At 62.8% G+C, this 12,754-nt stretch carries 14 protein-coding genes; 4 read left to right on the top strand and 10 right to left on the bottom strand.

Features of this window, described 5'->3' with window-relative positions; genetic code table 11:
• Positions 1-8 precede the first annotated feature (8 nt).
• Genes fliO through fliR form a run of 4 tightly spaced genes read left to right on the top strand, consistent with a single transcriptional unit; the run spans position 9 to position 2,284 of the window.
• Positions 9-446, top strand: coding sequence for a flagellar biosynthetic protein FliO (fliO, locus tag CEW83_RS01095; RefSeq protein ID WP_332871097.1), 438 nt, complete (start codon positions 9-11; stop codon positions 444-446).
• Positions 436-1,185: a flagellar type III secretion system pore protein FliP gene (gene fliP, locus CEW83_RS01090; protein ID WP_108947695.1), complete on the top strand. Its 750-nt coding sequence runs from the start codon at positions 436-438 to the stop codon at positions 1,183-1,185. The genes fliO and fliP overlap by 11 nt, the downstream gene beginning before the upstream one ends.
• A 24-nt stretch (positions 1,186-1,209) precedes the next feature.
• Positions 1,210-1,479 carry a flagellar biosynthesis protein FliQ gene (gene fliQ, locus CEW83_RS01085; protein WP_108947694.1) on the top strand — a complete coding sequence of 90 codons (270 nt, stop codon included), beginning with the start codon at positions 1,210-1,212 and terminating at the stop codon, positions 1,477-1,479.
• 13 nt (positions 1,480-1,492) lie between these two features.
• The gene (gene fliR, locus CEW83_RS01080) at positions 1,493-2,284 is read left to right on the top strand and encodes a flagellar biosynthetic protein FliR (RefSeq protein ID WP_108951115.1); all 792 of its coding nucleotides are present in this window, start codon (positions 1,493-1,495) and stop codon (positions 2,282-2,284) included.
• 97 nt (positions 2,285-2,381) lie between these two features.
• Here the strand turns inward: fliR and CEW83_RS01075 are convergent, their stop codons facing one another.
• From CEW83_RS01075 to CEW83_RS01030, 10 genes are all read right to left on the bottom strand, one after another.
• Complete coding sequence (locus tag CEW83_RS01075) at positions 2,382-2,834, bottom strand: hypothetical protein (protein ID WP_108947693.1); 453 nt, start codon at positions 2,832-2,834, stop codon at positions 2,382-2,384.
• Between the two features lie 7 nt (positions 2,835-2,841).
• Entirely contained in the window at positions 2,842-4,077 is a 1,236-nt protein-coding gene (gene flgL / locus CEW83_RS01070; protein ID WP_108947692.1) for a flagellar hook-associated protein FlgL, read from the bottom strand.
• A 10-nt stretch (positions 4,078-4,087) separates the two neighbouring features.
• Positions 4,088-6,076, bottom strand: coding sequence for a flagellar hook-associated protein FlgK (flgK, locus tag CEW83_RS01065; RefSeq protein WP_108947691.1), 1,989 nt, complete (start codon positions 6,074-6,076; stop codon positions 4,088-4,090).
• An 87-nt stretch (positions 6,077-6,163) separates the two neighbouring features.
• Positions 6,164-7,189, bottom strand: a complete 1,026-nt coding sequence (flgJ, locus tag CEW83_RS01060) for a flagellar assembly peptidoglycan hydrolase FlgJ (RefSeq protein ID WP_108947690.1) — start codon at positions 7,187-7,189, stop codon at positions 6,164-6,166.
• A gap of 13 nt (positions 7,190-7,202) precedes the next feature.
• On the bottom strand, positions 7,203-8,285 hold the full coding sequence (locus tag CEW83_RS01055; protein ID WP_108947689.1) for a flagellar basal body P-ring protein FlgI: 1,083 nt from the start codon (positions 8,283-8,285) through the stop codon (positions 7,203-7,205).
• Positions 8,286-8,331: 46 nt separating this feature from the next.
• A complete protein-coding gene (locus tag CEW83_RS01050) occupies positions 8,332-9,009 on the bottom strand; it encodes a flagellar basal body L-ring protein FlgH (protein WP_108947688.1) in 678 nt (225 codons plus the stop codon).
• A 10-nt stretch (positions 9,010-9,019) separates the two neighbouring features.
• Entirely contained in the window at positions 9,020-9,802 is a 783-nt protein-coding gene (gene flgG / locus CEW83_RS01045; protein ID WP_108947687.1) for a flagellar basal-body rod protein FlgG, read from the bottom strand.
• Between the two features lie 159 nt (positions 9,803-9,961).
• Positions 9,962-10,696: a flagellar basal-body rod protein FlgF gene (gene flgF / locus CEW83_RS01040; protein ID WP_108947686.1), complete on the bottom strand. Its 735-nt coding sequence runs from the start codon at positions 10,694-10,696 to the stop codon at positions 9,962-9,964.
• A 28-nt stretch (positions 10,697-10,724) separates the two neighbouring features.
• On the bottom strand, positions 10,725-12,059 hold the full coding sequence (gene flgE / locus CEW83_RS01035) for a flagellar hook protein FlgE (RefSeq protein WP_108947685.1): 1,335 nt from the start codon (positions 12,057-12,059) through the stop codon (positions 10,725-10,727).
• Between the two features lie 15 nt (positions 12,060-12,074).
• Complete coding sequence (locus CEW83_RS01030; RefSeq protein WP_108947684.1) at positions 12,075-12,749, bottom strand: flagellar hook assembly protein FlgD; 675 nt, start codon at positions 12,747-12,749, stop codon at positions 12,075-12,077.
• Between the last annotated feature and the right edge of the window lie 5 nt (positions 12,750-12,754).

The following is a 12,754-nucleotide window of genomic DNA, read 5'->3' as shown; positions in this document are numbered from 1 at the left end:
AAGATGCAGTGAAACCCGCCTTCATACTGACGCCATTCCTGATGCTCCTGCTGCCTGCGCTTGCGCGGGCAGCCGACCCCGTCCCGAGCCCTGCCACCGATCTCGCGGGCAGCCTCGGCCAGATGCTGTTCGGACTGGTGGTGGTGATCGCACTGCTGGTTGCCTGCCTCTGGGCCATCAAGCGTCTGTCACAGCCGCGCAACGCCGCAGGCGTGCTCAAGGTCTTGGGCGCGACCGCAGTGGGCCCGCGCGAGCGTGTCGTGCTGGTCGAGACCGGCCCCAAGGTGCTTGTGCTCGGGGTGGCGCCGGGCAGCGTTCGCACCCTGCACATCCTGGAAGCCTCCGATTTTCCGACCGACGCTGCCACCAACGACACGGGCACCGTCGCCGGCGGCGACTTCGCCGGTTGGTTCAGAAAAGCACTGGAGCGCCGCCATGGCGCGTAAGCACCTGCTGCAGGCCACGGTCGGGCTTGTCCTCGGCAGCGCGCCGGTCCTTGCGCTGGCCCAGGCGCTGCCCGCCCTGACCACGGTGCCGGCCGCCAATGGCGGCACGACCTACAGCCTCACGATCCAGACCCTGCTGCTGCTGACGATGCTCAGCTTCGTGCCGGCGATGGTGCTGATGATGACGAGCTTCACCCGCATCATCATCGTGTTTTCGCTCCTGCGTCAGGCCATGGGTACGCAGACCTCGCCGCCGAACCAGGTCCTGCTCGGCCTCGCGCTGTTCCTGACCTTCTTCATCATGGCGCCGGTCGCCGACCGCGTCTATACCGACGCCTACGTGCCGATGTCCGAAGGCACGATCGGCTTCGAGCAGGCGCTGGAGCGCGCCTCGGTGCCGGTCAAGACCTTCATGCTCAAGCAGGTCCGCGAACCCGACCTGACCCTGTTTGCCGGCCTTGCCAAGGTCCCCCCGGTGGAGAAGGCAGAAGACCTGCCGATGCGGGTCGTGATACCGGCCTTCGTCACCTCGGAGCTGAAAACGGCTTTTCAGATCGGCTTCATCGTCTTCATTCCCTTCATCATCATCGACATGGTGGTCGCTTCGGTGCTGATGTCGATGGGTATGATGATGATGTCCCCGGTGATCGTCTCCCTGCCCTTCAAGATCATGCTCTTCGTCCTGGTCGACGGCTGGACCCTGCTCATCGGCTCGCTGGTTCAGAGTTTCGCAGTGTAGGCGCGCAAGCATGAGAGCCCATCCATGACCCCCACCGCAGTCATCGATCTCGGACGCCAGGCGATCGAAGTCACCCTGATGGTGTCGGCGCCGCTGTTTCTCGCCGCACTGGTGACCGGCCTCGTCATCAGCATCTTTCAGGCCGCGACCCAGATCAACGAAATGACCCTGTCTTTCGTTCCCAAGCTGATCGCCATTTTCGTCACCCTGGTGCTGGCCGGCCCGTGGATGATCACCGTGCTGACCGACTTCATGCGCCGCCTGTTCGAAAACATCCCGATCATGATTGGCTGAAGGCGCAGGCACGATGCTCAGCGTGACCGCGACACAGCTCGATGCCTGGCTCGCCGCCCTGATGTTTCCACTGGCTCGCCTGTTCGGGCTGTTCGCAAGTGCCCCCATTTTTTCGAACCGCGGCGTGTCGGCACGCGCGCGGCTGGCCATCGCGCTCGGGATCGGCATCGCCCTGCTGCCAGTGATGCCGGCCATGCCGGCCGTGCCGCCGGGCTCGGGCATCGGGCTCATGATCATGGTGCAACAGATGTTCATCGGCGTGGCCATCGGCTTCATGCTGAGACTGGTGTTCGCAGCCATCGACATGGCCGGCTCCCTGATCGGCATGCAGATGGGCCTGTCCTTCGCGATCTTCTTCGACCCCGATGCCGGCGGACAGACCGCGGTGCTCTCGGATTTTGCTGGGCTGGTAGCCACGCTGCTCTTTCTCGCCATCAACGGCCACCTGATCATGATCGACCTGCTGGTGCGAAGCTTCGAGTGGCTGCCGGTCGGCACGGCGAGTTTAAGCGCCGATGGCTGGGGCTATATCGCGCGCGCCGGCACCACGGTGTTCGCAACCGGGCTGTTGCTGTCGCTGCCGGTGGTGGCAGTGCTGCTGGTCACCAACATCGCACTCGGCATCCTCACCCGCGCCGCGCCGCAGCTCAACCTGTTCGCGATCGGCTTCCCGCTCACGCTGGCGATGGGTTTCTTCGCACTGATGCTGATCATGACCAACTTTGGTCCAGTGGTGCAAAGCCTGTTCGAGCGCAGTTTCGACACAGTGCCGATCCTGCTGGAAGCACTTTCACCGCGACCTTGAGCACCCGCGGGTGGCCATCACTTGGGGGCGAGATTTCTCGCGGAGGCGCGGAGGGCTCGGAGGCCTGCTCTGGGTTGCAGGCTTTTCGTTGCGGGCCCTACAGCGTCGGGACCTGGCGGGACTTCACCAGGCGGATCTCACCGTTGGCGGTGCGGCGGGCAAACGGCCGGGTAGCCTCCACGCCCTCTTCGAAGCGCAGCACATCGAAACCGGCGTAGCCACCCTCTTCGACCAGTTTGCGCGCGGTGCGCATGAACACCTGACGCGCCTCGCCCTCGCCGCCTGTCACCAGGCGCTTCATCTGCAAATCCATCTGGACGCGATCCTCGCCCGTTACGCTGGCCTCGATGGACCACGTCGGCTGCAGCGGGTCGTAGATCGCATAGGCAATCAATCCGTTGGAAAGATAGGTCGTCGACCACAGGTCGAGACTGTTCAGCAGCGCGCGCGTCCCGACGACGCCCGCCGCGGGGCCGCCATAGGTTTCCAGGTGACTGCAGCCGACGAGAGCGGGAATGCACAGGGCGAGAAGGAAGCGACGGGCACGCATGGCAGGCTCAGATGTAGTTGAACAGAGACAGGCCGGACACCTTGAGAAAAGACTGCTGTGCCGCCTCCAGGTAGGTCTGCTGCTGGGTCAGGTTGGAGATGGCTTCGGCGTAATCGACATCCATCAGTCCAGAGATCACCGTCGCGTACTGCAGATCGAGATCGCTCCCTATCGTCTGCAGGCTCTCGGTCTCCACCAGTTGCGAACCAACCTGCGCCCGGGTCTTGAGCACGTTGTCGATCGCACCATCGATGCTGTTCAGACCGAAGGCCACTGCGCCGCCTGCCATGCCGGACGGCCCCGGCCGCTCCATCGAATCAATCAGCAGCCCCAGGTTCTTGAACATGTCGGGAGAGCCGACGAAGAGCTCGAAGCGGTCGCCGTCGCCAGGCGTGGCCGCCGCCCCACTGCTGTCAGTCATCTGCAGATCGATGCCCAGGGTCGCAGCAAGCGAGGCCAGCGAGGCCGCGCCAGTGGCAACGGTCACCTTGGACGGGTTCCCCGGCTGGTATTCATAAACATCATAGCCCGGGGTCGCCGCGTCGTAGATGATCTCGTAACGGTGACCGAGCTGGCTGGTGCTCACCGTCGAACTCAGCGTACCGCTGAGCGTGGTGCCACCCGTATTCGCCGAGCCATCGGTATGGGTGCCGGTCGAGGCCTGCACCAGCGAATCGTCGATCTTGCGCGTCGAACCGAAAATGTCCATGCCGGGCAGACTGACCGCCATGAAGCGCGATGCTGATACCTGCACCGTCTGTGTGCCGTGGTCGCCGTTGTAGCTCACACCGGCCAGGTTGCCCGTGAAGGGCGTGTCATTGGAACGGTAGCCCGAGAACAGGTAATCGCCAGTACCATCCTGACTGTTGGCCAGGGCCAGCAAGCCATCAAACTGTGCGCGCAGATCGGTGGCGAGATAGCCGAGCTCTTTGTCCGAATAGGCCGCATTGCCGGCGGCAACAGTTTTCTCGCGAATGTACTGCAGGATGTCGCCAGCGCCAGTGAGCTTGTTTTCGAGCAGGTTAAGCCGATCCTCGGCGTAGCCCGTATTGGTCATGAACTGCGCGTTCACGCCCTTGGACTGACCCAGCTCAAGCGCACGCGATGCGGCAATCGGGTCGTCCGCAGGGGTCAGCACCCGCCGTCCGGTGGATAGCTGCTGCTGCGTGTGCAGGAGATCACTCCACTGCGACTGCAGCGAATTGATCCCTTTGTCGTAAATCATGCTGGTCGAGATACGCATCACGATCTCCTTAACGGCTGATCGCCAGAACTTCGTCAAACAGCGTCTGTGCCACCGACATCACCTTGGCGGCACTCTGATAAGCCATCTGGTAGCGCATGAGGTTGGCAGCCTCTTCGTCAAGATTCACGCCGGAGAGTCCGTCCCGTGCGTCGGTCGCCTGGGTCAGCAGTGTCTCCTGTGCCTTCTCGTTGACCTGAACCTCACGGGTCTTGTTGCCGACCTGGGTCACCATCTGCGCATACACCGACTGGAATGTTGCCGTTGCCGTGCCACTGCTGCCGGCAAACATCAGCTTGGAGGTCTGCAGCGCACCAAGGGCCACCGCGTTCCGGTTGTCGGACACGCCGGCAGCGGTCGGGCTGAACACCAGGCTCTCTCCGCTGGCCCATGCGCCTACGGCGGTAAATTCGAAGGAGTAATCGACGCCGCCCTGCGCGTCCGTCACCCTGAAGCGCGCGCCCGAGCTGTCGGTTGCCGGATTATACGCGCCGCTCGCAACCCAGCTTCCGGCCGACGCATCGTAGCGCTCAAGCGTTCCGCTCGATGCGGTGAATGCGTTTGCACTGAAGCTCAGTGTAATCGGCGAAAAGTCGGCGAGCCCGTCGCTGTTGGCATCGATGCCGCCCACGGACAGTGTCTTCACGCCCTCGATCCGGTCGCTCACCGCGCCACTGTAGTTGCCCGGCGCCACGCTGACAGGATCGCCTGCCGCAACCTTGCGCGGATCAGAAATCGCCACGCTCAGATTGCTTGCAGCATAGCGCGTAGGCTGGATCAGAAGACCGGTCGGAGGAATCTGGCTCGGGTTGCTGATTGAAAAGTTGATTCCACCGCCGCTATAGCTGCCATCGGCCTGCAGTGTCAGCGCAATGGCGCTCCCGCCCACGGTCTTCATCGAATAGTTGGTCCCGTCCCAAGTCAGCAGATAATCGCTGGAGGAGAGTTGCGAGACATCCTCGATCGCCACCCTGGCAGAGGAGATCGCGGGCATCACGGTGGGTGCGGGGCTATTGAAGAAGGCACCGCCCAGCACGCCATCGAGATCGGTACCCAGCTGATGCTGGGCATTGAAGGTCTCGGCGATGCCGAGCGCGACGAGGCCGAGCGTATTCTGCGCGGGGTCGAGCGACTCCCGGCGGAACGCGAGCAAGCCGCTCAGCGCGCCGCCGCTGATGAGGCTCTCCGGCAAGGTATTCGACGCACCGCTATCCGAGGTGATTGCGATCATGCTGCGTTGCGGATCGCTCGGATCCTGCACCGTCGCCAGCTTGTTCACCGTGCTGCCTACGACGAGCGACTGCCCGGAGCCCATGAACACGCTGACCGAGCCGTTACTCTCAGTCACTGCACTCACCTTGACCAGCTTGTTCAGTTCGCTGACCAACTGTTCGCGCTGGTCGAGCAGATCGTTCGCGGCCACACTCGGGCCGGCCACCTGCGCCGTTGCGATGCGCTGGTTCATCTCGGCAATCGCGCCGGCATAGGTGTTGATCTGCGTGACGGTTGACGCGATCTCACCCTCAAGTCCCGACCTGATCTCGCTCAGGCGGGCATCCATCGACTGAAAGCGCGATACCATTGCCTCTGCCCCGGAAATCAGGGATTGGCGCGACGCCAGGCTGGTGGGGTTGGACGCAACTTCCTGAACACCGGCGAAGAAGGTTTCCAGCGCAGGAGACAGCCCGGAGGTCGAATCGCCAAGCAGGTTGTTGATCTGGCTGATCTGGCTGTTGTAACTGCTGAAGGAGGCCAGGCTCGCGTTGCTGTTGAGCACCTGGTTTTCAAGATACTGGTTGTACGAGCGGGTGACGGACGCAATCTGCGTGCCTTGCCCGAAGAAGCCCACACCGGAGAACTGCGGGGCGGCATTGCTCTGAATCACCGACTGGCGATGATAGCCATCGACACCCGCGTTGGTGATGTTGTGACTCGTCGTCACCAACTGCGCTTGCGCGGCATTCAAACCGGTCAAGCCGATATTGAGCAAGCCTGCCATGATGATTCCCCTGAATTGCTAAGTCCTGATCCTCATCAGCAAGATGCTTGCCAGGTCAGAACCGGCAAATTCGGCCGCCGCCTGTCTTCAGCCCGAAAGGGCGGTACGCAGGGTGTTGCCCGCGATAATGCGGGTGAGCTTGTCGGCGTACATCGGGTCGGTGGCATAGCCCGCCTTCTGCAGGCTGCCGGCAAAGCCCGCGGGACTGGTCTGGCCCAGCACCTCCGAATAGCGCGAACTGTTCGACAACAGGCTGGCGTAATCCTGGAAGGCCTCGGCATACGAGCCGTAGCTGCGGAAACGCGCTTTTTCGGTGTAGGCGCTCGAGCCGGCATACTCGGTGACGTTGCGCGCCACGGTCTCGCCCGTCCAGCTTGAGCCGGCCTTGATGTTGAACAGGTTGTAGCTCGAGCGACCGTCGGCATGGCGCATGACCTTGTCGCCCCAGCCGGTCTCAAGCGCAGCCTGGGCAACCATGAACTGTGCGGGAATGCCGGTCTGACGGCTGGCGGTCTGGGCGTGCGGCCATACTTCATTGACGAAATCGCGTACCGAGGACGAGATCGAGCCGTCACCGTCGGTGCTGCGTGCCGCTCTTGCCGCGGCGTCGAGGCGGAAGATCAGGTCGCCCAGCGGGTCGGCGTCGGCGCTGCTGTCGACACCGGTCGCGCCGGCGGCAATCGCCTGTGCCTCGCGCATCATGGCGGCAGGATTTGCCGCCTGACGAATCACGTTTGAGATGTCGAAGCCTTTGTTGTCCATGGTTCCGGGCATGGTCAGCGCGCTGATTGCACTCGTCGAGGTATTGCCCGTAATGCCGCCGAGCTGCCGAAAGAGCGCCTCGCTCATGCCGTTGTTCTTGCTTTGCGCCATGTTCAGCGCCAGCTGCTGGTCGAGCAGCGACTGATAGGTGCGCGACTGCTCGCTGTCGAACATGCTGTTGGTCGGCGTGGCCGCGCGCATCGCCTTGAGCGCCATCTGCAGGAACATCGCCTCGAACTGCTTGGAGGCCGCGCGCAGGGTTTCCGGGTCATCGGGATTGGTGCGGGCGAGGCGCTTCAGATCGCCCAGCGAGCCCGGGTCAAAGGCGTTCATCTGGATACCGGAAGTCATGTCGGCCCCTCCCTCAGATGATCTCGAGCTCGGCGCGCAGGGCGCCGGCGGACTTCATTGCCTGCAGGATGCTGACCAGATCCATCGGCTTGGCACCGAGCGCGTTGAGCGCCTTCACCACGTCGGCAAGACTGGTGCCGCCGCGGACGTTCATCAGCGCGCCGCCCTCCTGATCGATATTCACCAGTCCGGACTGGGTGACCACCGTTCGCCCGCGCGACAGGGGTTCAGGCTGCGACACCTGCGGCTGCGCATTCACGGTGACGGTCAGATTGCCGTGCGCCACGGCGCAGTTCAGCAAGGCCACGGTCTGATTCATCACCACCGAACCGGTACGCGAGTTCACGATCACCTTTGCCGCTTGCTGCACCGGTGTCACATCGAGATTCTCGATCCGGCCGAGGAAGGCGACCCGGGTGTTGACGTCGAGCGGCGCCCGAACCTGGATGCTGCGGCCGTTGATTGCCTCGGCCGAACCCGGTGCGACCATGTTGATCGCATCGACCACCCGGCGTGCGGTACCGAAATCGGTGTCGTTGAGCTCAAAGAAAACGTACTCGCCCTGCCCCAGCATGGCCGGCACTGCGCGCTCCACGGTTGCGCCGCCGGGAATCCGTCCGGCCGAAAGATGATTGATGGTCTGAGCCGCACCGCCAGCCTGCCCGCCCGCGCCGCCGACGACCATGTTGCCCTGGGCCAGCGCGTATACTTGTCCGTCCGCCCCCTTGAGCGGCGTCATCACCAGCGTGCCGCCACGCAGGCTCTTGGCATTGCCCATCGACGACACCGTGACGTCGATCGCCTGTCCCGGGCGCGCAAAGGGAGGCAGCGTCGCCGTGACCATGACCGCCGCCACGTTTTTCAGCTGGAGACTCGTACCTGCAGGCAGCGTCACCCCCATGTTGCCTAGCATGCTGATGATGCTCTGAACGGTGAACGGCGTCTGGGTGGTCTGGTCGCCCGACCCGTCCAGGCCCACGACGATGCCGTAGCCGACCAACTGGTTGTCACGCACACCCGCGATCGAAGCCAGGTCCTTGATGCGCTCGGCCGCCGCGGGGGCCGCGAAGATGCCTGACAGCATCACGCAGCTCATGAGTATTGGAATGAAGCGAAAGCGCAGGGCTCGCATGGCGGCCTCCTCAGAACGGCAGGATGGCAACGAAGAAACGCTGCAGCCAACCCATGGTGTTCGACTCATCGATGAAGCCGCTGCCGCGGTATTCCATCCTCGCATCTGCGACCTGAGTCGATTGCACGGTATTGGTCGAGCTTACCGTAGTGGGGTTGATCACCCCGGAAAAACGGATGTATTCGTTACCCTGATTGATCGCGACCTGCTTCTCGCCGGAGACGAGCAAATTGCCGTTGGGGAAGACATCGATTACCGTGACCGAGATCGTGCCGCTGAACACGTTGTTAGCGGCCGCCTCGCCCTCTCCCGAGAAGTCAGAATCGGTCGTAATGCTGGCGTCGAGCCCGTTCAGCTTCGCGTTCTGCAGTGCAAGCAGGTTGGGCGCGGTCAGGCTGACACCGCCGCCAAGGCTGGAGCCACGGGTCGCCGACGCATTCGCGCTTTTCTGCGCGGTGTTTCGTTCGACCAGATTGATGGTGATGATGTCGCCGACATTGCGCGCGCGCCGATCCTCGAACAGGGGTCGCAGGCCGCCGGGCTGATAGATGCCGCCGGTCGCGGGTACTGCCTGCGGCCGCATCTCGGGGCGGGCACTCATGGGCTGGTGCACCGAAGTCGGCGGCGTCGAATAGATCGACGCACAGCCGCTCAGGAGCAGGACCAGAACAAGCGCGATCGCTTTCATGACAGACCTCTTAGAGCTGGGTCAGACGGCCGAGCATCGAGTCGGAAGTCTGGATGGCGCGCGAGTTCATCTCGTAGGCGCGCTGGGTGACGATCATGTTCACCAGTTCCTCGGCCACGTTCACGTTCGAGGTCTCGACATAGCCTTGGTTGAGCACGCCGGTGCCGTTGAGTCCGGGCTGATTGGGCGTCGCAACCCCGCTCGACGCGGTTTCGAGGAATAGATTCTCGCCCGCGCTCTGCAGTCCGCCCGGCGCAATGAAGGACGCGAGCTGAATCGAACCGAGCTGGGTCGGCGTCGTCTGCCCGGACTGCAGGGCGCTGACGGTGCCGTCCTTACCGACCGTCACGGTCAGCGTATCCGACGGGATGTTGATGTTGTCTGCGAGCGGATAGCCGCTCGCGGTGACCATGTTGCCCTGGCTGTCGATCTGAAAGGCGCCGTCACGGGTGTACGCCGTGGTGCCGTCCGGCAGCGAGATCTGGAAGAAACCGTTGCCCTGGATCGCGATGTCGAGCGAACCGCCCGTCTGCTGCAGGTTGCCCTGGGTGAAGATGCGCTCGGTGGCGACCGGCTTCACACCGGTACCGATCTGCAGACCCGAGCCAATCTGTGTCTGCTGGGTGGATTGCGCACCCGGCTGGCGAACAGTCTGGTACAGCAGATCCTCGAACACCGCACGCTGGCGCTTGAAGCCGTTGGTGGAGACGTTGGCAAGGTTGTTGGAGATCACGTCCAGCGAAGTTTGCTGGGCATCCAGCCCGGTACGGGCGGTCCACAGTGAGCGGATCATGATGGGTTCCTCTTGACGGTGCCGGCGTCGGCAGGTGCCGCGCCTCGGCTGGGGATCGGCCAGGTTTCAGTTTAGGCCGGCAGCGTTGCAGGCCATCTCGGGATTAACAGTGCAAAAACCATGCTAATCCCTGCCTTATCCGTGGCCTGTGCCGCGAAATCAGCGGCTCGAGAGCAGTTGGGTCGCCGCGCGGTCGTTTTCCTCGGCCGTACTGAGCATGCGCGTCTGCATCTCGAACTGACGGCCGAGCGAGATCATGGTCACCATCTGGTCCACCACGTTCACATTGCTGCCCTCGAGATAGCCGCCGGCAGTTTTTACCGCCTCGTCTGCCGGTTGCGGCAAACCGTCGCTGGAGCGAAACAGGCCGTCGTCGCCGCGAACCAGTGTGGCCTCGGGCGGGTTGACCAGCTTCAGCTGGTCTACAGCGTTCACCACCCCCTGCCCGGCCTGCAAGGCTGAAATCGTGCCGTCACTGCCGATCACGATCTCGGAATCGGGCGGCAAGGAGATCGGACCGCCGCCGCCGATCACCGGCAAGCCGCTCCGGGTTTGCAGGATGCCGTTGGGGCTCACCTCCAGACTGCCGTCCCGGGTGTAGGCCTCGGAGCCGTCGGGCATCTGCACCGTCAACCAGCCCTTGCCCTGAATCGCGACATCGTAGGCCCGGCCGGTGGCCTGCATGGGTCCCGAGCTGAAATCGGTTGCGACGCTGGCATCGGTCGTGAATGCGCGCGTATGCATCGCCTCGGTCTGAACCTCGACCGCGCGCAGCTTGTGCATCTCGGTGCGAAAACCGGTCGAGGTCGCATTCGCAAGGTTGTGCGACACTGCGGCCTGCTGGTCGAGCGTGCCCTTCGCACCCGTCATGGCGGTATAGATCAGGCGGTCCATGTCGCGCCCCCCTTAGTCAGAAGTCTGATTAACGCAGGTTCACCAAGGTCTGCAGGATCTGGTCCTGAGCCTGGATCGACTGCGCGTTGGCCTGGTAGTTACGCTGCTGGACGATCAGCTGAACAAGCTCCTGGGTGAGATCTACGTTCGACTCCTCGACCTGCCCTGCACTCAGCGAACCAAGCACACCGGTACCCGGCGCCCCCACCGTCGGCTGGCCCGAATCGTAGGACTCAGCCCAGAGGTTTCCACCCAGCGAGGTCAGCCCCTGCGGACTGGAAAAGTTTGCCAGCGCAAACAGGCCCAGATCCTTGATCTGACCGTTCGAATACGTGCCCTGCAGCACGCCGGTGCTGCTCACCGAGACGCCGGTCAGGCTGCCCGTCGTGTAACCATCCTGCCTGGGCGACGTGGTCACCGCAGAACTCGTGTTCCACTGCGTGGACTTTGCGAGACTGAGCGAGAAGGTCAGACTGTCTGCGCCAGTCGCAAGCTCTGTCGCCGTCCGGGTCAAGGAGAACACGCCATTGCCGGCAACTGTTGTGTCCGGCACGCCGAAAGCCGTGAAGGCAATCGACCCGAGATTCTCGAGCGGCTTGCCCGTCGAGAGCGCCGGATTGGTCGTATCGGGAACGACATCGTTGCTCAAGCGGCCATAGACATTCCAGGTATTCGGCGCCACGCCGCCCACATCCGGATCGCGGACGAAGAACAGGCTCATCAGTGAGCCATTGCCCAGACTGTCGTACACGGTCATCGAGGTCGTGTAGTTGTAGCTGTCGACCGGAATAGTCGTGGCATTGAGAAAACTGTTGATATCGCTGCCCACCGGGGTCTGATTCAGCGGGTTATGGGCCTTGGAATCGAGGTTGAGCCCGACGGACGCCGTGGTGGTTTCGTTCGGACTGACGTTCGACGTATCGATCTGCAGCACCGACGGCACGCCGGCGAAAACTGTCGTTCCACCCGTGGTCGTGCCCGCATACCCGGTCACCATGTCCCCGCCGGCATTGACGATATAGCCGTTCTTGTCGACGTCGAACTGACCGTTACGCGAATACGCAATCGAGCCATCCGTCCTTTCCAGGCGGAAGAAACCGTTGCCGCTGATGGCGATATCGAGCGGATTGCTGGTGGCGGTCAGCCCCCCCTGAGTGAAGGACTGCGACACCGCCCCCACATACGTGCCGATGCCAATCTGCTGGGACGATGTCCCGCCCGCCATAGCCGACGCATAAGCATCGGCAAAGATCGTCCTGCTCGACTTGAAACCCACCGTGCTGCTGTTGGCAATGTTGTTGGAAATGACGTCAAGCGCCTTGGAGGACGCATTCAACCCGCTCAAACCTTGCTGGAATGCCATGATCTTTACTCCGGATCAGAGAATTTGCTTGATGTCGGCAACTTTGAAGATGCCCAGTGACCCGACCTGAAGGTCCGTGCTACTGGGGCCACGAATCACGCTGCTGACGGAGCCGAATTCGAGCGTGCGTGCAACGACGTTATTTTCGCCCTGCGTCGCGGTGACGCTCACCGTGTATTTGCCATCCGCTGCACGACTGCCATCGGTGGCCGTACCGTCCCAGATGAAGTTCTGGCTACCTGCTGCCACATCGGTGACAGTAACGGACGCCACCTCGAGACCAGACGAATCCTTGATGGAGAGCACCACGCTGTCGGCCGGACCGTCGAGCTCGAAGCCACCAACAGCGCCCGCTTCGGTCAGCTGCAGCCCCTTGCCCTCGACCAGCACGCCGCGCCCCACCAGCGATGCAGCCTGCAGGCTTTCGCCGGAAGACTGCGAATCCAGCAACTGCCCCATCAGGGTATTGAGCTTCTCGATGCCCTCCACCGTGCTCAACTGCGCCAGTTGCGACGTAAGCTCGGCGTTCTCCATCGGATTCATGGGATCCTGGTTCTTCAACTGCGTTGTCAGCAGCGTGAGGAACTGGAGCCGGCTGTCTGCCGCCACGCTGTCAGCAGAAGTATCCGTGCGCGCGAGATTGCTCAGGATGTCCTGCGCGGTCTGTGTGCTCGAAGTGACGGTGCTCATTTCAT

Source organism: Parazoarcus communis (genome assembly GCF_003111645.1).
Taxonomy (GTDB): domain Bacteria; phylum Pseudomonadota; class Gammaproteobacteria; order Burkholderiales; family Rhodocyclaceae; genus Parazoarcus; species Parazoarcus communis_A.
This window is presented reverse-complemented; position numbering and strand designations above follow the sequence as displayed.

Coding starts and splice junctions, on each gene's coding strand:
- CEW83_RS01075 (WP_108947693.1), bottom strand. CDS start 2,834: ATGCGTGCCCGTCGCTTCCTTCTCGCCCTGTGCATTCCCGCTCTCGTC.
- fliP (WP_108947695.1), top strand. CDS start 436: ATGGCGCGTAAGCACCTGCTGCAGGCCACGGTCGGGCTTGTCCTCGGC.
- flgE (WP_108947685.1), bottom strand. CDS start 12,059: ATGGCATTCCAGCAAGGTTTGAGCGGGTTGAATGCGTCCTCCAAGGCG.
- fliQ (WP_108947694.1), top strand. CDS start 1,210: ATGACCCCCACCGCAGTCATCGATCTCGGACGCCAGGCGATCGAAGTC.
- flgJ (WP_108947690.1), bottom strand. CDS start 7,189: ATGACTTCCGGTATCCAGATGAACGCCTTTGACCCGGGCTCGCTGGGC.
- flgL (WP_108947692.1), bottom strand. CDS start 4,077: ATGCGTATCTCGACCAGCATGATTTACGACAAAGGGATCAATTCGCTG.
- CEW83_RS01030 (WP_108947684.1), bottom strand. CDS start 12,749: ATGAGCACCGTCACTTCGAGCACACAGACCGCGCAGGACATCCTGAGC.
- flgF (WP_108947686.1), bottom strand. CDS start 10,696: ATGGACCGCCTGATCTATACCGCCATGACGGGTGCGAAGGGCACGCTC.
- flgK (WP_108947691.1), bottom strand. CDS start 6,076: ATGGCAGGCTTGCTCAATATCGGCTTGACCGGTTTGAATGCCGCGCAA.
- CEW83_RS01050 (WP_108947688.1), bottom strand. CDS start 9,009: ATGAAAGCGATCGCGCTTGTTCTGGTCCTGCTCCTGAGCGGCTGTGCG.
- flgG (WP_108947687.1), bottom strand. CDS start 9,802: ATGATCCGCTCACTGTGGACCGCCCGTACCGGGCTGGATGCCCAGCAA.
- CEW83_RS01055 (WP_108947689.1), bottom strand. CDS start 8,285: ATGAGCTGCGTGATGCTGTCAGGCATCTTCGCGGCCCCCGCGGCGGCC.
- fliR (WP_108951115.1), top strand. CDS start 1,493: ATGCTCAGCGTGACCGCGACACAGCTCGATGCCTGGCTCGCCGCCCTG.